The 17784-nt window shown below is 72.8% G+C and carries 11 protein-coding genes; 3 read left to right on the top strand and 8 right to left on the bottom strand.

Features of this window, described 5'->3' with window-relative positions:
- The first annotated feature begins 425 nt into the window (after positions 1 to 425).
- Positions 426 to 1106: a hypothetical protein gene (locus NQZ70_RS25525; protein WP_207217943.1), complete on the top strand. Its 681-nt coding sequence runs from the start codon at positions 426 to 428 to the stop codon at positions 1104 to 1106.
- Positions 1107 to 1197: 91 nt separating this feature from the next.
- Here the strand turns inward: NQZ70_RS25525 and NQZ70_RS25520 are convergent, their stop codons facing one another.
- Positions 1198 to 6261, bottom strand: a complete 5064-nt coding sequence (locus tag NQZ70_RS25520) for a protein kinase domain-containing protein (RefSeq protein ID WP_129576522.1) — start codon at positions 6259 to 6261, stop codon at positions 1198 to 1200.
- Between the two features lie 310 nt (positions 6262 to 6571).
- On the opposite strand from NQZ70_RS25520, the gene NQZ70_RS25515 reads away from it, so the two are divergent.
- Positions 6572 to 7486 carry an SDR family oxidoreductase gene (locus NQZ70_RS25515; protein ID WP_129576521.1) on the top strand — a complete coding sequence of 305 codons (915 nt, stop codon included), beginning with the start codon at positions 6572 to 6574 and terminating at the stop codon, positions 7484 to 7486.
- 173 nt (positions 7487 to 7659) lie between these two features.
- Here the strand turns inward: NQZ70_RS25515 and NQZ70_RS25510 are convergent, their stop codons facing one another.
- The 4 genes from NQZ70_RS25510 to NQZ70_RS25495 all read right to left on the bottom strand — a co-directional run bounded on the left by NQZ70_RS25510 (position 7660) and on the right by NQZ70_RS25495 (position 13175).
- Positions 7660 to 8061 carry a VOC family protein gene (locus NQZ70_RS25510; protein ID WP_237245601.1) on the bottom strand — a complete coding sequence of 134 codons (402 nt, stop codon included), beginning with the start codon at positions 8059 to 8061 and terminating at the stop codon, positions 7660 to 7662.
- A gap of 162 nt (positions 8062 to 8223) precedes the next feature.
- The gene (locus NQZ70_RS25505; RefSeq protein ID WP_165374153.1) at positions 8224 to 9069 is read right to left on the bottom strand and encodes a class I SAM-dependent methyltransferase; all 846 of its coding nucleotides are present in this window, start codon (positions 9067 to 9069) and stop codon (positions 8224 to 8226) included.
- A 103-nt stretch (positions 9070 to 9172) separates the two neighbouring features.
- On the bottom strand, positions 9173 to 10555 hold the full coding sequence (locus NQZ70_RS25500) for an MFS transporter (RefSeq protein ID WP_129576518.1): 1383 nt from the start codon (positions 10553 to 10555) through the stop codon (positions 9173 to 9175).
- On the bottom strand, positions 10548 to 13175 hold the full coding sequence (locus NQZ70_RS25495) for a PEP/pyruvate-binding domain-containing protein (RefSeq protein WP_237245600.1): 2628 nt from the start codon (positions 13173 to 13175) through the stop codon (positions 10548 to 10550). Before NQZ70_RS25495 ends, NQZ70_RS25500 begins: the two co-directional genes overlap by 8 nt.
- A gap of 171 nt (positions 13176 to 13346) precedes the next feature.
- Here NQZ70_RS25495 and NQZ70_RS25490 point away from each other — a divergent pair, with 171 nt between their 5' ends.
- The gene (locus NQZ70_RS25490; protein WP_129576517.1) at positions 13347 to 13949 is read left to right on the top strand and encodes a TetR/AcrR family transcriptional regulator; all 603 of its coding nucleotides are present in this window, start codon (positions 13347 to 13349) and stop codon (positions 13947 to 13949) included.
- 55 nt (positions 13950 to 14004) lie between these two features.
- Here NQZ70_RS25490 and NQZ70_RS25485 read toward each other — a convergent pair whose 3' ends face one another.
- The 3 genes from NQZ70_RS25485 to NQZ70_RS25475 form a co-directional block, all read right to left on the bottom strand.
- Positions 14005 to 14808 (bottom strand): SAM-dependent methyltransferase, encoded by an 804-nt coding sequence (locus NQZ70_RS25485; protein WP_129576516.1) that lies wholly within the window; start codon positions 14806 to 14808, stop codon positions 14005 to 14007.
- A 72-nt stretch (positions 14809 to 14880) separates the two neighbouring features.
- Complete coding sequence (locus tag NQZ70_RS25480; protein WP_129576515.1) at positions 14881 to 15723, bottom strand: helix-turn-helix domain-containing protein; 843 nt, start codon at positions 15721 to 15723, stop codon at positions 14881 to 14883.
- Positions 15724 to 15787: 64 nt separating this feature from the next.
- Positions 15788 to 17488 carry a cellulose binding domain-containing protein gene (locus NQZ70_RS25475; RefSeq protein WP_129576514.1) on the bottom strand — a complete coding sequence of 567 codons (1701 nt, stop codon included), beginning with the start codon at positions 17486 to 17488 and terminating at the stop codon, positions 15788 to 15790.
- Positions 17489 to 17784: the final 296 nt, after the last annotated feature.

Below are 17784 nucleotides of genomic sequence, written 5' to 3'. Positions count from 1 at the left end.
CGAAGAAGCCGCGTCCACGCCACAGCCTGTGGCCTGTGGCGGGAAGATGCGCCTCTAGGTGCCAGAACCGAGCCAGCCATGGCGAGGGCGATCCTCGCGGACCTCGACCCGACCCAGGTCGAGGTCGCCGCAGCGACGCTGGCGACGCCTGCTGGCAAAGTTTGCCGCTCTGGCAATTTTTGCCATGGTGCGACGGCAGAGATTGCCATGTCGCCGCCGCGCCCGTCCGCCGCCGAGCAGCGCGGACGAGACGACATCGCGGCCCTACGACCCCCTCGAGCCCGGGCTCGCGGCCAGGAGCGGACGTCCGGGGGAGGGGCCGCTGGGCATGCGGTCGCGCGGCGGATCCAGGCCCTACGTTTGCTGGACGAGGGCACGCCTGGATTGCGTGTCTCGCTCGCAGAGCGATACGCTAGGAGATGGTGATGAAAAGTAGTATTCGGATCGGTTGGCTCCTGTCGATGATGGCCCTATCCACGTTGGTGGCGTGCGGCGACGGCGACGACGAGCCGACCAGCAGCGGCAGCACCGGCACCATCATGGGCGACGGCGGAAGCGGCGGGGGCGGCGGAAGCGGCGGAAGCGGCGGGGGCGGCGGGGGCGGCGGGGGCGGCGGCGGCGAAGCGGGAATTCCGAGCGGTGTGCAGGCGTGCTTGGATATCTGTGAGCAGCACAAGATGTACGGCTGCGATCCGCCGGACCTGGACTGCGATGGGTCCTGTCGCCTCACCATCGCGTTGACCGGCTCCGAGTGCGATGACGAGATGGCCGCGATGTATTCGTGCGAGCTGCCCGGCGCGCCCTCGTGCAGGCGGCCCGACGAGTGCAGCGACGAGCACGACGCGGCGTTCGCGTGCATCGCGGCCAGCGGGTGCTGGGGGCTGGAGTGCACCTACCCGAACGACCTGGAGGGTAACGAGTGCGCGTGTGCGTCCACGTGCCTCGGCAAGAAGCACGAGGTCGAGTGCGGCCCGTCCGCCGACGGCACGACGAGGTGCGCGTGCCTCGTCGATGGAGTGCAGGTCGGGACGTGCGAAGGCGCGGTGAAGGAGGTGTGCCACCTGAAGCAGGGCTGTTGCAACGAGTTCTTCAACATCCCTCTATGACCCGCCTCCGCCCGCCGGCGCGCCTCCCCGCCGCGCTCTCGCCGCCGCGTCCGCCCTCGAGCGACGCGGCGCCACGCGCCCCGGCCGCGCCTCACCGCGCGCGCGCGCCGAGGGGCGCGCCGCGGCTCCCCACCCGCTGCAGGGCGTAGGCGATGCCGCTCTGGAGCGTCCCCTGCGTGACCACCGAGCCGAGGTCGATCTGCAGAGCGGTGAGCGTCTGGGCGACGTCGGGGCGGATGCCCGTGATCACCGCCTGCGCCCCGAGCAATCGGAGGGCGACGGCGGCGTTGATCAGCGTGCTCGCGACGTCGGTGTCGACCGTCCTCACGCCGGTGATGTCGATGATCACGACCTCGGCGCCGGTCGACTCGACCCCCTGGAGCGCCGTGCTCAGGACCTGCTGCGCCCGCTGGCTGTCCATCATCCCGATGAGCGGCATGACCATGATCCGGTCGGTGATCGGGATGATGGGCGTGGAGAGCTCCGCCAGGCGGGCGCTCTGCACGCGGATGATCTCCTCCTGGAGCTCGGCGCGGGCGTGCTCGCTCCGCTCCCGCTCCGAGAACTCGACCCGGACCCGCTCCTCGGCGCGGTGCAGCGCCTCCGTGCGCTTGTGCAGGTGCGCGTACAGCACCGCGTTCTCCACCGCGGTCGCCGCCTGCGCCAGGAGGAGCTTCGAGAGCTCCAGCCGGGCCGACGTGAACACGTTGGTGGCCGTGCTGTTCTCCAGGTAGAGCACGCCGGTCGTGCGCCCCTGGTGCACCATCGCCAGGCAGAGGATCGATTTCGGGTCGTTCGCGGCCACGTAGGCGTCGGCGGCGAAGCGAGGCTCCTGGCTCGCGTCCGCGAGGACCACCGGCAGCCGTGTCCGCGCGACGTACTGCACGATCGACGACGGGACCTCGGCGCTGCCCTCGACCGGGACCGGGTGACCCACCCGCGCCGTGTTCGGATCCACCGTGATGGTCGCCTCGATCACCAGCTGTTGATCCCGCTCCAGGACGAGCACCCCCTTCTTGGCCCCGGCGTTCTGGATCGCGATGTCGAGCAGCCGGTGGACCACGCTGTCGAGGACGACCTCGCCGGCGATGGCCTGGGCGGCCCGGATGACCGCCTCGACGTCGAGCACGCTGGTGCTGAGCCGCGTCGTCGAGGTGGTCTGGACCGTGGTCCGGGCGAGCTCCAGCATGCCGGGCGGCGCCGACGTGAGATCGACCCTCGTCACGAGGTGCGGCGCCTCGGCCGCCAGGCGGCCCGCCTTGGCGGTGGCCCCCCACTGCATGTAGCCGTGGTGGGCGTCGGTCATGTAGGCGCGGGCGCACCGCGTGAGGCCGCTCCCCCGGTAGAACCTCGCGGCGAGCTCGCTCGCGATCGCCTGGTCGCGCGTGAACCCGGCCTCCTCGGCGCCCTCGATCGCCCGGTCGTAGAGCAGCGCCGCGGCGTGCCGGTCGTCGCCCGAGATGCGCGCGAGCTCCGCCGAGACGAGGAGGTGCTTGTGCCCGTAGGTGCTGGGGCAGCGCTCGGCCCAGCGGGCGAGCTTCTCCCGCTGCGCCGCGACCGCCGCGACGATCCGCCCCTTCTCCGAGGCCGGCGCCCCGTCGCACGACGCGGCGAGGCTCAGGCACGAATAGAAGACGAGCTCGGTCGCCCAGAAGTTGTTCGCGCTGCCGGCGGTCATCTTCTCCACGGCGGCCATCAGCGAGCGCGCGGCCCCGTGGTCGCCGTAGAGATACGCCAGCTGGATCTTCTGCACATGATACCAGGCGGCCACGTACGTGAGCTCCGGGACCGAGATGGCGCTGGCGAACGCGGCCTCGTCGAAGGCGCCGTCGCCCAGCGTGTGCGCCCCGTCGGTGCGCCCCGCGAGGTTCGCGACGACCTGCTTGGCGCACGTGAGGATGAGCGTCGTGAGCTTGTCGTTGGTCCGCCGCATCAGCGCGAGATCTTGCTCGATCTCCTCGGCCACCGCGCCGAGATCGTCGCCGAGGCCCAGGCTCGCCGAGACCATGTGAATGCAGCAATAGGACGAGTACGCCAGATCCCCGGACTCCAGGCCGGCCTGCCGGGAGCGGGCGAGGAGCTTGATCGTGTCCCGGAGCGGCTCGAAGAAGTGGAGGATGGACGCGTAGGTCGTGAGCAGCATGCACGCGATGCGCGGGCTCGGGATCCGCTCGTTCAGCTCGATACCGACCTTGGCGAACTCGTACGCTTCCTTGAACCTGTCCTCCGTGGTCCTCGGCGCGAAGACGCCGTCGATCAGGAGCACCGCGTAGAGCACGTACGCGTACGCCGAGGTGCTCGCGTGGCCGTGCTCCATCGCGAGGTTGATCTGCATGATGAGCGTGAGCGGGCCGAGGACCGGCAGGCCGAGCGCGGAGGCGGGCTGCGTCAGGTCGGCGAGGAGGCGGAGGACGGCCTGCTTCTCCGGATCGGCGGCGGTGGGCAGCCCCAGGAGATCGGCGATCTGGCGGCCTGCGAGGTGGGCCTGCATCGCCTCGAGCTCCCTCGCGAGCCGCGCGCCCTGCTCCTCGGCCGCCCTGGGGACGTCGACCCCGAGCAGCGCGAGGGCCTCGAGGCCGCGCGCCACGACGTCGGAGAGCTCGCCGCGCATCAGGTGGAACGACATGCGCAGGTTGAGGACCTGCGCGCTGTCGAGCCGCGTCCTCGCGCGCTCGAGGAGGTCGCCGAACAGCCGCTCGCCGGCGTCGAATTTGCCGGTCAGGCACAGGCACTCCGCGAGCCCGAGGGTCAGCGCGAAGGTGAGCTCGTGCTGCTCGTCCCAGCGCCGCGGGCCGAGCGCCGTGGTCCCGGCCTCGAAGTAGCTCGCGGCCGCCTCGTACGCCGCGCCCGCCTTGGCCTTCCTGCCCGCCTCGAGGTTCAGGCGAGCGAGCGCGACGCGCTCTTCCGGCGCGGCGATCCGCGCCATGCCGAGGTTCATGTGGGTCGCGATCTCGAAGACCTTGCCCTCGGCGCCTCCGGGGTCGCCCTGCGCGCGCAGGAGCCGACCGATCTGGAGGTGGACCTCCTGCTTGCGGTCGTCGTCGAGGAGCCGGTAGGCCGCCTGCTGCACGCGGTCGTGCAAGAACCGGTAGGCGGCGTCGACCGAGAGCTCCGGCTCGTCCGCCTCGCCGGCCATCGCGTCGCTCACGGCCGCGTCGAAGAACCTCGAGTCCGCGCCGACGGCGAGGATTAGTCCCTCGCGGAGCGCCGCCGAGAGCTCGTCGGCCACCGCGCCGCGCGGCTTGCCGGCCACGGTCGCGAGCGTCTTCAGGTCGAATCGGTAGCCGATGCACGCGGCCAGCGTCAGGACGCGCTGCGCGCGCGCGTCGAGCTCCCGGAGCCTGCCCGCCATGAAGTCGACGACGTTGTCCGTGACCTTCCTCTCTTGGACGCGCGGCAGATCCCACGCCCACGCGCGCCGGGCCGGGTCGAAGGCGATGAGCCCCTCGGCGTGGAGCGCCCTCATGAACTGGTTCATGAAGAACGGGTTGCCGTGGGTCTTGCTCATGACATGGCGCGCGAGCGGCTCGGCCCGCTCCGGATCGCAGGAGAGGGCGTCGGCGAGGAGCCGCGTCACCACCGGCAGATCGAGCGGTCCGAGGTCGATCCCCCCGACGCTCGCCCCGGCCTTGCGCAGCGCCGAGAGGGTGATCGAAAAGAGGTGGCTCTCGTCGACCTCGTTCTGCCGGTACGCGCCGATCACGAGCAGGTGCTTGATCTCCGGCGCGGTCAGGATCTGCTCGAGGAGCTTCAGCGACGCCGGATCCGCCCATTGCAGGTCGTCGAGGAAGACGACGAGGGGGTGCTCCTGGGCGGGGATGGCGCCGCAGAACTTCTGGAAGGCGAGGTGGAAGCGCGCCTGCGCCTCGGTCGGGCCGAGCGGCTCGACGCCGGGCTGGGGGCCGAGGATGAGCTCGAGCTCGGGGATGAGGTCGACGAGGAGCGGCGCGTTCTGCCCGACGGCGGTCGCGATCTTCTCCGTCCAGAGCCCGAGCGCCTCCGTCGGCTCGGTCAAGAGGGCGCGGACGAGCTCCCGGAAGACGTGCGCCACGGCGGCGTAGGGCACGGTCCGGTTGATCTGGTCGAACTTGCCGGCGACGACGTATCCCTTGCCCTGCGCGACGGATTTCTGGATCTCGCCGACGAGGAGCGACTTGCCGATGCCGGCGTGGCCGGACACGAGCAGGAGCTCGCGCGCGCCCTGGTGGATGCGCCGCCACGCGCCTTCGAGGACGGCGAGCTCCGCGTCGCGGCCGTAGATCTTCTGCGGGATCCGCAGCTCGTCCACGTAATCGTGGCGCCCCAGCTCGAACGGCTCGATCCGCGGCCCCGCCTCGAGCTGCGCGAGGCACGCCGCGAGATCCATCCTGAGCCCGTAGGCGCTCTGGTACCGATCATCGGGGCTCTTCGCCAGGAGCTTCATGATGATGTCGGACACCGGGCGCGGTACGTCGGGCGAGATCTGCGCCGGCGGCGGCGGGAGCCTGGCGATGTGGCAGTGCACGAGCTCCAGGAGATCCTTCGTCGGGAAGGGGAGCCTGCCTGTGATCATCTCGTACAGGGTGACCCCCAGGGAGTAGAGGTCCGTGCGCAGGTCGATGACGCGGTTCATCCGCCCGGTCTGCTCCGGCGACATGTACGCCAGGGTGCCCTCGAAGGCGGCGGGGCTCTTCGAGCGCTGCGCCTCCTGGGAGAGGCGCGTGGCGCTGCCGAAGTCCATGATCTTGGCGTTCCACGTGGACGCGTCGACCATGATGTTCTGCGGTTTGATGTCCATGTGGACGACGCCGCCGCGATGGATGGATTCCAGCGTGCTCGCGACGGAGATCGCGATCCGGAGCGCGTCTCCTAGGGTCAGGGAGCGCGCGCCGATGAGCTCATGGAGCGTGCAGCCGCCCGCGTCTTCCATGATGAGCGCGAGGCTCGCCCCTATCTTGACGACGCCGAGGGCCTTCACGACGCCGGGCAGGGCGAGCTCCCTGGCGATGGCGTACTCGTAGCGGAGCCTCGCGACGTCGGCCGGGGCGGGGCGATCGTTCCTGAGGCGCTTGACCGCGACGGGGGCCCGGTCGTCGTTTCGATATCCCCGGTACACGGTCGATGCGGCGGATTCGTGGATGAGACCCGTGAGCGTGTAGCCGGGGATACCTATCATGAACTACTTGTAGAGCGCTTCTCTGCGCTGCATCAAGCGGCACCGCGCGACCTTCCGAGGTAACACGTGGTGGATAAACGTGGCACCGATGGGCGGGTGTCGTGAGGGCGGCTGGGCGCGCGTGTCATCAGCTGTCGAGTGGGATGACGCGGGGAGCGGCCGTCCGGGGCGCCGCGCAACCCGGACGCCGCAGCGCGATCGCTGCCTCCAGCGCCGACCGTCGCGGCGTCCCGGGATACATGACACAAGGTGTCAGGATTTCCGTGCGAAGGTCGCTCGCCTCGGCAAGCGAGGAAGGAGACGACGGATCATGAGCGGAGCACTTCATGGCAAGGTGGCGCTCGTCGCGGGCGCGACGCGCGGGGCGGGCAGGGGGATCGCGGTCGCGCTGGGCGCGGCGGGGGCGACCGTGTACGCCACGGGCCGGACCACGCGCGCGCGGCGCTCGGAGATGGATCGACCCGAGACGATCGAGGAGACCGCCGAGCTGGTCACCCGGGCCGGGGGCAAGGGGATCGCGGCGCAGGTGGATCACCTGGAGCGCGAGCAGGTCCGCGAGCTCGTCGCGCGCATCGAGCGGGAGCACGGCCGGCTCGACGTGCTGGTCAACGACATCTGGGGCGGCGAGCTCCTGTTCGCGTGGAACACGCCGCTCTGGGAGCAGTCCCTGGACAACGGGTTGCGGCTGCTGCGGCTGGCCATCGACACCCACATCATCACGAGCCACTGCGCCCTTCCGCTGCTCATCAAGAGGCCCGGCGGGTTGGTCGTCGAGATCACGGACGGCACGGCCGACTACAATGCAGGGCACTACCGCGTCGCCTTCTTCTACGACCTGGCCAAGGCCGCGGTCCTCCGCATGGCGTTCGCCCAGGCCGAGGAGCTGCGGGCCCACGGCTGCTCGGCCGTCGCGCTGACGCCGGGGTGGCTGCGCTCGGAGGTCATGCTGGAGCATTACGGGGTCACCGAGGAGAACTGGCGAGACGCGCTCGCGAAGCAGCCCCATTTCGCGATCTCGGAGACCCCCGCGTACGCCGGCCGGGCGGTGGCGGCGCTCGCGGCCGATCCGGCGGTGGCCCGGTGGTCAGGGCAGTCGCTGTCGAGCGGTCAGCTCGCGCGGGTCTATGGCTTCACGGATCTGGACGGCAGCCAGCCCGACGCGTGGCGGTACCTCGTCGAGGTCCAGGACGCCGGCAAGCCGGCCGACGTCACCGGGTATCGCTAGCTCCACCCACCAGGAGTCCGGCAGGGATCCGGAGAGGGAGAGAGCTCAAGGCAAAGGCGCAAAAAGACAAGTGCGGGCCGGCGGTTTGTTCCGGATACCCCTCCTCGGCATCTTCCACCCGCCGCCCGCGCCGAGCGTTCGAATCCCTTCTCCTCCGCCGAGATCCGTGCGGCTTACTGCGCGGCCTTCGGATCCATCCACACCACCTCCCAGTGGTGCCCGTCGAGGTCCTCGAAGCTCCGGCTGTACATGAACCCGTGGTCCTCCGGCGGCCCCGCCTCCTTGCCGCCGCCGGCGAGCGCCTTCGCCACCATCGCGTCCACCTCGGCGCGGCTCTCGCACGAGAGCCCGAAGGCCCCCTCCACGTGCGTCGCGGTGTCGCAGATCTCCTTCTTGGTGAACGTCTTGAAGAACGGCTCGACGAGCAGCATCGCGTAGGCGTGCTCGCCGATGAGCATGCAGGCGGCCTCCTCGCCGGTGACCTTCGGGTTGAACGTGAAGCCGAGGGCCTTGAAGAACGCCTTGGTGCGCTCGAGGTTCTTGATGGGCAGGCTGACGAAGAGCTTGTGGGACATGAGGTTGTGCTCCTTTTGCCCCATGGACCCCCCGCCCGCGGGGAAGTCATCGGTCGCTCGAAAAAATCTTCGCGCCCTGCTCCGGACGCGGAGCGCGCTCGAGGTGCTCGGCCGGACCGCGAGCCGAAGAGTCGCCAGCAGGGCGCCGACGCGCTGCCCGCGTCAGCGCGCCGCGCCGGCGCCGGCGCGCCGGCCCACGACGATGTACTGCTCGGGCAGGTCCTCCGCGACGATCTCGGGCGAGAGGCCCCCGGCGCGGAGCTCGGCGGCGACGGCCTCGGCGGGGATGCGGTGGTCCTTCGGGGGGCCGTGGCTTGCGGCCTCGGTGAAGTCGACGACGACCACGGCGCCGTCCGGGCGGAGCGCGGCCTTCAGCTTCGCCGCGTAGGCGGGGCGATCGGGGATGTGGTGCCAGGTGTCGACCACGAGGATGCGGTCGACCGAGCCGGGGTCGAGCCCGGGATCGTCGGGGCGGACCTGCCGCGCGGTGACGTTGGCGAGGCGCTCGCGCGCGGCGCGCTCCGTCATGTACCGGACCATGTCCTGCTCGATGTCGAGGCCGATGACCGCGCCGGCCGGCCCGACCGCGCGGGAGAGGTGGGGCAGGAAGTAGCCCGTGCCGGCCCCGAGATCCGCGACCCGCATGCCCGGGGCGATCCGCATGGCGGCGACGACCTCCGCCGGCTTTTGCCAGGCGTCGCGCTCGGGTCCCTCGAACGCGGGCACCCAGTCCTCGGCCCGCTCGAAGCGGTGCACGAGCGGCCCAGGGCCGTGGCCGTGTCCAGGGCCGTGGCCGGCGTGATCGCCGTGCCCAGGGCCGTGGCCGTCGTGCCCCGCGCCCTGCTGGCCCTGCGACGGGGCATGGCCCGCGTGCGCGGCCTGCGCGCCGCTCGCGGCGTCGCGCTGCCCGCCGCCCGCCGGCGCGGCGGCGTCGGGCGTGGCGCTGCAGCTGCTGAGGAGGGCGGCGAGGGCGGCGCAGGTGGCGGCGAGGCGAGGGCGGCGGTGCATCCGCGCTCCCTACCACGAACGCGGCGCGCCGGTCCCAGGGGCCCGCCGCTCGCGCGGCGCGCCGGTCTCAGCGGCCCGCCGCCCCCTCGCGAGGCAGGCCGAGCTACCGGGAGCCCGCGGCCGCCGCCGGCGCGGCGGCGCGGCCGGGGAGGAGCAAGGCGCAGCCGAGCGTCAGGAGCAGCGCCGCGCCGAAGATCGACGTGGCCATCGTGTGCTCGCGCATCACCACGTCGCCCGCCGGGCGGTCGGTGAGCACGAGGCCGAGCACGGTGAGGCCAGCGATGCCCCCGAGGTAGCGCATCGTCGCGGTGAGGCCCGCGGCCATGCCGCTCTTCTCCCGCGGGACATCGCTCATCGCCGCGGACTGCGACGGCGCGGACGTCAGGCCCAGCCCGGCGCCGAGCAGCACGAGCGCGGGGATCGCGTCCGAGAGCGCGCTCAAGGGCCGCGCCGCGAGCAGGAGCATGCCGACCAGGGCGAGCGAGCAGCCGGCGAGCGCCACCGCGCGCGGCCCGAAGCGGTCGGAGCCGCGCCCCGCGAAGGGCGAGACGACCACCATCGTCCCCATCATGGCCAGCAGCGTCGTGCCCACGTCGCGCGGGCCGACGTGGAACAGCCGCCCCGCCACCTGCGGCAGCTCGAAGATCGTCGCGTACAGGGCGAAGTTCTGGATCGCGATGAGCAGGCTGCCGCCGACGAACGCGCGCCGCCGGAACAGCGAGAAGTCGACGACGGGATCCGCGGCGCGCCGCTCCCAGAGCACGAAGGGCACGAGGCCGAGCGCGCCGAGCGCCGCGGCCCAGCGGAGGTCGGCGGCCTCGAGGCCGAGGGCGAGCCCGACGAGCGACCCGCCCAGCAGCGCCGAGCCCACCACGTCGAAGCGCGCTCGCGGCGCGGCGGGCGCCGCGGCCGCGGGGCGCGGCGGCGCGCCGGCGTGCGCGAGGGCGGCGGAGAGGAGCAGCACCGGGACGTTCGCGAGGAAGATCGACGTCCACCCGAACGACCCCACGAGCAGGGCCCCGATCGCCGGTCCGGTGCCCGCCGCCACCCCCATCACCGCCCCGAAGGTGCCGAAGGCGCGCCCGCGCACCTCGGGCGGCAGCTCCGTGCGGAGCAGGGCCGTCGCGCTCGGGACCACGATCGCGCCGCCCGCGGCCATCAGAACGCGCGCCACCGCGAGCGCCGGGAGCACCGGCCAGAGGTAGGCGAGCGCGGCCCCGACCGAGAGCAGGAGCTGGCCCAGCCCGAGCGCGCGCCGGTGGCCGAGGCGGTCGCCGAGCTTCCCGCCCGGGCTCTGCAGGACGATGTTCGTGAGCAGGTAGCTCGTCACGAGCGCCTGCCGGAGCGCGCCGGAGTCGGCGCGGAGCGTGCGCGCCATCTCCGGCAGCGCCACGGCGACCATCGTCGAGTTGAGCGGCGCGAGCGCCGCCGACAGCGCGATGGCGGCGAGCAGCCGCACCGGCAGGCGCGACGAGGCCTCAGCCACGGCCGCGCTCGTCCGCATCGCCCTGACGGCCGACCTGGCGGAGGAGCGCCACCCGGCCCTCCGTCCCGTCCACGACGATCTCCTGGCCGTCCGTGATGCGCTCGGTCGCCCCGGCGGCCCCCAGCACCGCCGGGATCCCGTACTCGCGCGCGACGATGGCCGCGTGGGAGACCGCGCCGCCGGTGTCGGTCACGACGCCCGCGGCGAGGGTGAAGAGCGGCGTCCACGCGGGGTTCGTGTAGCGGCAGACCAGGATCTCCCCCGCCTTCAGCCGCTCGAACTCGCGCGCGTCGCGCACGATGCGCGCCTTGCCGCGGACCACCCCGGACGACGCCCCGACGCCGCGGAGCTCGTCGCCCGGGGCGCCTCGCGCGCCCGCCTCGAACGCCGTCCTCTGCCACCGCGCGTTGACCACCCCGTACGTGGCGCGCCGCCGCTGCACGAGCCGCTTCACCTGCTCGAGCGGCGGCGCCTCCCCCGTGAGCCACGCCCGGACCTCGGCCTCCGTCAGGTAGAAGACATCGTCGGGGCTCGGCAGGTGCCCGCGCTCGACGAGGCGCCGCGCGATCTCGGCCACGATGGCCTGGAGCGCGGAGTACGAGCGCACGAGATCGAAGTGCGTGCGCTCCCGGAAGGCGATCGCGCTCCGCAGCCGCTCGACGTTGCGGCGGAACGCGTCGGCCAGTCCCGGCACGAAGCGGAGCGCGCGGGTGACCTCCTCGAGCGCCGCGTGGTAACGCGCGAGCCCGGCCTCCTCGGACGGCGGCTCGGCGGCGTCGAGCAGGCCGCGGAGGAGCCCCCACACGGGCGCGGGATCCTGGCGCCACGTCGGCGCCGAGAGGTAGAGCCCCGCGCTCTCCCGGTGCCCGTGCTCGTCCAGGAACGCCTCGACCTCGGCCAGCGTTGCCCGGCCGGCCTCCGAGGCGCGCAGCGCCTCCGGGCGCCCCTCGCGGATCGCGCCGGCGACCTCCGGACCGGCGCTCGCCGCCCGGCGCGCGAGGTGGAAGAGCGCGAGGTTCACGTCCGACGTCCGGGTGTGCACGCCCGAGACGAGGTCGCTCATGACGGTCGCCGCGCGCTTCGGCCCCACGGCGAGGGTGACCGGAACGCGGAGGGCGACCGCGGCCAGCTGGCTGGCGCTCCTCTCGAACCGCTCGCCCAGGACCGCGGTCGTGGTCTCCGCGATCCGGTCGGCGCGGCGGAGGAGCGCGGCGCCGTCCAGCGCGCGGAGATCGACCGGCGCGCAGGCCGGAAGGAGCCGCTTGAGCCCGTCAGCTTCCCACCACGCCATCGCGTCGTCGCGCAGGCTGGCCGCGACCTTCCGCGGCAGCCGGAGCAGCCGGAGGGTGGGCCGCATCCGCGGCGGGACGAAGATCGGGCGCCACAGCTGGTCGACCCACGCGCGCTCCTCGTCCTCGTCCACGTCGAGCCCGACGAAGCGCACCATGCGCACGAGCGCGGGGAGCGTCATCCGGAAGCCCCATTGATCGAGCGGCTTCGGCGCGACGGGGAACCGGTCGTTGTCGTTGGCCTCGAGCATCCTCCGCTGCATGCGGCTCAGCTGCGGGGGCGGCGGGAGGGGCTCGATCTCGGCCTCGCCGAGCGTGGTGATGGGGCGCGACTGGAGCAGGTGCAGGGAGCCCCCGGCGATGGCGAACTCCACGTCCTGCGGGCAGCCGAAGTGGGCCTCGAGGCGGAGCCCGAGGCGCCCGAGCTCGAGCACCAGGGCGTCGCTCGGCGCGGGGCGGCCGGCCTCCCGGCGGTCGCGGTCCTCGATCGCGAGGTCGTCCGCCCCGGGGTGCGCGGCCCCGTTCGTCTTGCCCGAGCCGTGCGCCGCGGCCCCATTCGTCTTGCCCGCGCCCTGCGCCGCGGCCCCGTTCGTCGTGTCCGCGCCGGTGGCCGCGGCCCCGTTCGCCCTGTCCGGGCCGTGCGCCGCGGATCCGGCGAACGGCGCGCGCCGCAGGCGGTACACATCGCCGGTCGTGTGCCCGGAGACCACGGCCTCGCCGAGGCCCGGGGCGACCTCCAGGAGCATGCGGTCGGCGCGCTGGGCCACCGGGTCGACGGTGAACAGGACGCCGGCGAACTCGGCCGGCACCATCCGCTGCACCACGACGGCGATGTGGACGCCCAGGTGATCGACGCCGCGCGCTGCCCGGTAGGCGAGGGCCCGCGGGCTCCAGAGGGACGCCCAGCACCGCCGCAGCGCGGCGAGCAGCGCGTCCTCCCCGGCCACGTCGAGGTACGTCTCGTGCTGGCCCGCGAACGAGGCGTCGGCGAGGTCCTCCGCCGTCGCCGAGGAGCGCACCGCGACCGGCGGCGCGCCGAGCTCGCGGTACGCGTCGCGGACCGCGCCCTCGATCCCGGGCAGCAGCGCGCCCTCCTCGAAGAGCTCCGCCGCCGCCGAGGCCGCGTCGTCCCAGCGCCTCGCGTCGAGGTGCGCCGCGAGGCGCTCGGCGAGCCCCCACGCGCGCGCCTGCTCGGCATAGGCGCCCGCGCTCACCACGAACCCGGGCGGTACGGCGAGCCCGAGCCGGAGCAGCTCACCCAGGTTGGCTCCCTTGCCGCCCGCGGTGGAAAGATCGGCTCGGGATAGCTGGCTCAAGCGATGAACAAGCATCAGGCGCCTCCTTTGGCCAAGAAAGGTCGCTTCCCCCTGCGCCCCGAGCTCCGCGGCGTCCGCCCGCCCTCCGGGCAGCGCCTCGCTCGAGCCGCCAGCGTCAGCGTTCTGTGAGAATCGTCACCAGGAAGTCATTGTCCTGTAACACGATAAGTATCAGGATACTTATAAATGGCAAGGCCGCGGAACATCACGGACGCACAGATCCTCGACGGGGCGCGCGCGTGCTTCCTGGAGCACGGCGCCGGCGTCTCGACGACCGTCATCGCGGAGCGGCTCGGCATCTCGCACGGCGTGCTGTTCCAGCGCTTCGGCACCAAGGAGCAGCTCCTGCGCGCGGCGTTGCAGCCGTCCATGGAGCCGCCGTGGATGGCGCGCGCCCGGTCGGGCCCGGACGACCGGGACGCGCGGATCCAGCTCCTCGAGCTCGGCGAGGAGATCTCCGCGTACCTCGAGCGGATCGTGCCGTGCCTGGCGGTGCTCCGATCGGCGGGCATGAGCGTCGAGTCGATGGCCGACCGGCGCGAGGATCTGCCGCCGGTCCGCGCGCGGCGCGAGGTGGCCGCGTGGTTCTCGCGCGCGATCGCCCGCGGGCTCCTGCGCCCGGTCTCCGCGGAGCACGCGGCCGATCTCTTCCTCGGCGCGCTGCACTTCCGGCCGTTCCACCAGCACCTCTCGAACCAGGGGTTCGACCGGGCCGAGAGCCGGGCCTACCTCGCGTTCGCGATCGACGCGATCCACCGGACGCTCGCGCCCGCCGCGGGGCGACCGTGACGCGCGCCCGCCGCGCCGCGCCGGTCGGGGCGCGGCGGCGACGGGGGGCGTGGGCTCAGCGCTTGGTGGCCTCGACCAGGTGGCCCCGCGGCGCGCCCGCGGGCGCGGGCGGGATGGGCCAGCGGCCCCAGCGCGTGCCCACCTCGCCCGGCTCGACCACGGCGGCGTCCCAGCCATGCACCGCGACGAGGCCTGCGGGATCGTCGGTGCCGAAGATCCACGGCGCGCCGAGCTCGGCCATCATGCGGAGCGCCGCCGCGAGCGCGGGAGACTCGAGCAGCGACTTGCCCACGACGTCATAAAGAAGGATGGAGCGCGGCGCGGAGAGCCTGTCGATCCGGGCCATGAGCGTCTCCACCGCTCGCCCGTCGAGGTACTGCAGCAGGCCCTCGACGGACCAGACGGTGCGCGCGGCGGGGTCGAACCGCGCGGCGAGGAGCGCGGCGGGCCAGTCGCCGGCGAGGTCGGCGGCGATGGTCACGCGCTCGCTCGCGGACTGCCGCGTTCCCAGGACGCCGGCTTTGTGCGCGATGACCTCCGGCTGGTCGATCTCGAAGACGCGCGTCCCTGCGGGAAACTCGAGGCGGTAGGCGCGCGCGTCCATGCCCGCGGCGAGGAGGACGACCTGCGCGACGCCCGCGGCGGCGGCGCGCGCGAGCGCCTCGTCGAACCAGCGAGTCCGCACCTCGATGATGGGCATCGAGGGGCCGACCGCATCTCGGTACGCGCGGAGCGCGGCGTACCCGGCGTCTCCGGCGAGCGCGTGCGCGAAGGGGTCGTCGAACAGCCGATCCCTCCGCTTCGACTCTTCCGCGCGCATCGCGGCGACGAGCAAGGCGGTGACAGCGACGGGGTTCATGAGCTCTTCCTTTCTCTCGTGTCGAGGAGAGCCGAAACCTGAGCGCGCCCGCCGCGAGCGTCTTGGATATTTTTACCCGCGCAGCGGCACGTGGTTGGGGCGCTCCACTTCCTGGGCGAGATACGCGGAGGGGCCGAGACCGGCGAACGCCCGGAACTCGCGGCTCAGGTGCGCTTGATCGAAGTAGCCCAGCTCCGCGGCGATCTCGGCGCCGCGGACGGCCCGGCGCGCCCGGCCGCGCGCGTCCCGCCGGCTGTCCATGAGGCGCAGCGCCGCCTGGAACCGGCGGACACGCCAGAACGCCTTGGGGCCGAGCCCGACCTCGTCGTGGAAGAGCGCGATGAGGCGCTTCGGCGAGAGCCCGGTCCGCGCGTTGACCTCGGCGACGGCCCGGAGCGTCGGATCGTCGAAGGCGCGCAGCGCGAGCGCGACGGCGCCGTGCCGGCGGAGGGGCCGCGCGGCCCTGGCGCGGAGGGAGCCCTCGAGCGCGGAGAAGCGCTCCGCCGCGCACCGGGCCTCGAGCAGGCGCTCGCGGAGCCGGGCCGCGCTCGCGCCCCAGAGCGCGTCGAGCGCCGCGTGCCTCCCTTCGAGATCTCCGGCCGGGATCCCCAGGAAGGGGAACGCGCCGCCTGGCTTGAAATGCACGCCCATCACCGACGCGCCCGGCGCCGTGTCGATGACGAAGTGCCCCGCGTGCGCGCCGGAGATCATGATCCCGGGGAACCGCTCGAACGACGCGAGATCGTCGCGATTGAAGATGCGGAGGCGATCCTCGCGCAGGTTGATGATGATATCGAGCGTGCCGGACGGGAGCGCGCGCTCCCTGGGCGCGGGCGCCGTGTAGCCGTCCCACAGCCAGAAGCAGTCGACGAAGTCGGCGAGCGGCGGTCCGGGACGATGGATGAGCGCGGGCATCGCGAAGGAGCTTAGCGCAGCCGCCGTGGCGGGGCCCCGCGCCGGCGGGCGGCCGCGCTGCGCGTCACAGGTGCCTGGCGCTGACGACCTGGGGCTGCCACGCCACCCCGGTCTTGTTGGCGCAGAACCCGAACGACGTCGACCCGCCGGTGTCGAGCTGGCCGCTCGACGGCGTGCTCGTGGCGGTCATCTCGCTCCCATCGAAGCCGAAGCTGGCGTTCCAGCTCGAGTTGACCGTCGATTGCCCGACGTCGATGACCGTCTCCCACCCCCAGATACCGAACCTGCGCCCGTTGGTCACGGTGACGTTGGCGCAGTAGCCGGTCGCCCAGTCGGCGTTCAGCTGGATGCTCGCCGTGACGGCGCCCGGGTTGGCCGGGGTGTCGGGGATGTCGGTGCGCCAGGTCGTGCCGTTTCCGAAATAACGCGTGATCGGCACCCAGTTGTTGCTGAGCATCGGGTCCGGCTGCCCCGCCGGGACCGGCCGGGTCGCGAACTCCGCCAGCGTGTTGAAGAAGGTGAGCTCGCTGTCGGTGAGATCGCGGCCGTGCGCCTCCACGACGAACGCGATGTGGAAGTCGCGCTGCGCCGTCGCCGGCCCCGGGGTCCGCACGCCGAGCTGCGCCTGGATCTGCGCGATCGTCACGGTGGCCTGGACCGAGGGGATCACCGTATCGCAGTAGTCGAAGAGGCCGCCGCCGTGCCTGCGGAGCGGGGGGACCATGCTCCCCGGGATGAGCCCCATCATGTAGAGATCGAGCGGCGAGGCGGTGCTCGCCCCGCCGCGACCGTTGCTGTCGCAGTCGAGGGTGAAGGTGCCGTTTCCGTTGTCGATCCACTCCATCCCGCCGAGCAGGCTGGCCGCGCTGGTGGTCGGCAGGTAATGGAAGCCGTCGGTCATGCCGAGATCGTAGGGGAGGTAAGCGCCCCACTGGTGGAGCAGCTCGTGCACGAAGTTGCTGCTCAGCCAGCCCCGGCGCAGGTTGTCGAGCACGGCGACGCCCTTCAGGCGGCGGCTGTAATACGACTGGGAGTAGTCGACCGGATCGCGCCCGATCCCCGTATAGTCGATCTTCACGGCGGAGTGGACGCCCGAGTTGCCGTTGCTCGCGCTGCCCGGCCGCTCGAGGTGCGACGTGGCCGAGAGCACCGCGAAGTCGAAGACGTCCGGCACCACCTCGTACATGTCCGAGAGCATGCCGGCGACGTCGCCGCCCGCGCCCCGCAGCAGCCGCTGGCTGTCGGCGCGCGCGTCCCGCACCTCGACGAGGTGCGACGCCGCGCGGTACTTCGGGCTCAGGACCCTCCGCGGCGCGACCGGCACGCTGGGCGCGAGCGCGCCGACCTGGGGGCGGATGAAGAACGTCACGGTCTCTCCCGTCGCCTTCGTCATCACCAGGTCGCCGACCTCCAGGGCATAGAGGCCAGCCGGGCTGTCCGGGCTCGACTCGTAATGAGCGGGGAGCGGAAACGGCGGCGTGGGGTCGAAGCGGAACGGCCCGACCGAGAAGATGCCGTCTCCGGCGACGCGATCGGCGCCCAGGCCGTCGTCGCGCAACGTCAGGTCGCTCGGGCCCTCGAGCTGGATCGCGAGCCCGGTGAGCTCGACGCTCACCACGTCGTCCACGGGGTCGACCTCCAGCACGAACTCCTCGGATCCGTCGCTGCGCACCACGCTCGGGACCGTCTCCCACGCGTGCTCCAGCCCCGTGAGGTCGCCGGCGACGAGCGCCTCCTGGCCCGACAGCACATCGCTGGATCCCATCGACTCGAGGGGCGCGGGCTCGCCGCCGCACCCGCCGAGCAGCGCGCCGAGCAGGCCGGCGCAGAGCGCCCCTCGCGGCGCCCTCGCCGGCCGTGTTGAAACAGCAAGATCTCGCCGTCCTGCGCCGCTGCAGGCGGGATTTCGATGGATGACGTCCAACCAAGCCATCTTCGTGATCTCCGGGTTGCGCCGTGTCGCGCTGCGCTCGTGCGCGGCGCCGTGGCGTGCCGAGCCATGTAGGTCGCGGGGCGCTGCCCTTCCAATGCGAAGGCGGCATGCGCGGGATGCACCGCGTG

The organism is Sorangium sp. So ce836, from assembly GCF_028553905.1.
Lineage (GTDB): Bacteria > Myxococcota_A > Polyangia > Polyangiales > Polyangiaceae > Sorangium > Sorangium cellulosum_D.
This window is presented reverse-complemented; position numbering and strand designations above follow the sequence as displayed.

Excerpts from the sequence above, each read along its gene's own strand:
- NQZ70_RS25490 (WP_129576517.1), top strand. The coding sequence starts at position 13,347 with ATGGCAAGGCCGCGGAACATCACGGACGCACAGATCCTCGACGGGGCG.
- NQZ70_RS25520 (WP_129576522.1), bottom strand. The coding sequence starts at position 6,261 with ATGATAGGTATCCCCGGCTACACGCTCACGGGTCTCATCCACGAATCC.
- NQZ70_RS25485 (WP_129576516.1), bottom strand. The coding sequence starts at position 14,808 with ATGAACCCCGTCGCTGTCACCGCCTTGCTCGTCGCCGCGATGCGCGCG.
- NQZ70_RS25495 (WP_237245600.1), bottom strand. The coding sequence starts at position 13,175 with ATGCTTGTTCATCGCTTGAGCCAGCTATCCCGAGCCGATCTTTCCACC.
- NQZ70_RS25515 (WP_129576521.1), top strand. The coding sequence starts at position 6,572 with ATGAGCGGAGCACTTCATGGCAAGGTGGCGCTCGTCGCGGGCGCGACG.
- NQZ70_RS25480 (WP_129576515.1), bottom strand. The coding sequence starts at position 15,723 with ATGCCCGCGCTCATCCATCGTCCCGGACCGCCGCTCGCCGACTTCGTC.
- NQZ70_RS25510 (WP_237245601.1), bottom strand. The coding sequence starts at position 8,061 with ATGTCCCACAAGCTCTTCGTCAGCCTGCCCATCAAGAACCTCGAGCGC.
- NQZ70_RS25505 (WP_165374153.1), bottom strand. The coding sequence starts at position 9,069 with ATGCACCGCCGCCCTCGCCTCGCCGCCACCTGCGCCGCCCTCGCCGCC.
- NQZ70_RS25475 (WP_129576514.1), bottom strand. The coding sequence starts at position 17,488 with ATGGGATCCAGCGATGTGCTGTCGGGCCAGGAGGCGCTCGTCGCCGGC.
- NQZ70_RS25525 (WP_207217943.1), top strand. The coding sequence starts at position 426 with ATGAAAAGTAGTATTCGGATCGGTTGGCTCCTGTCGATGATGGCCCTA.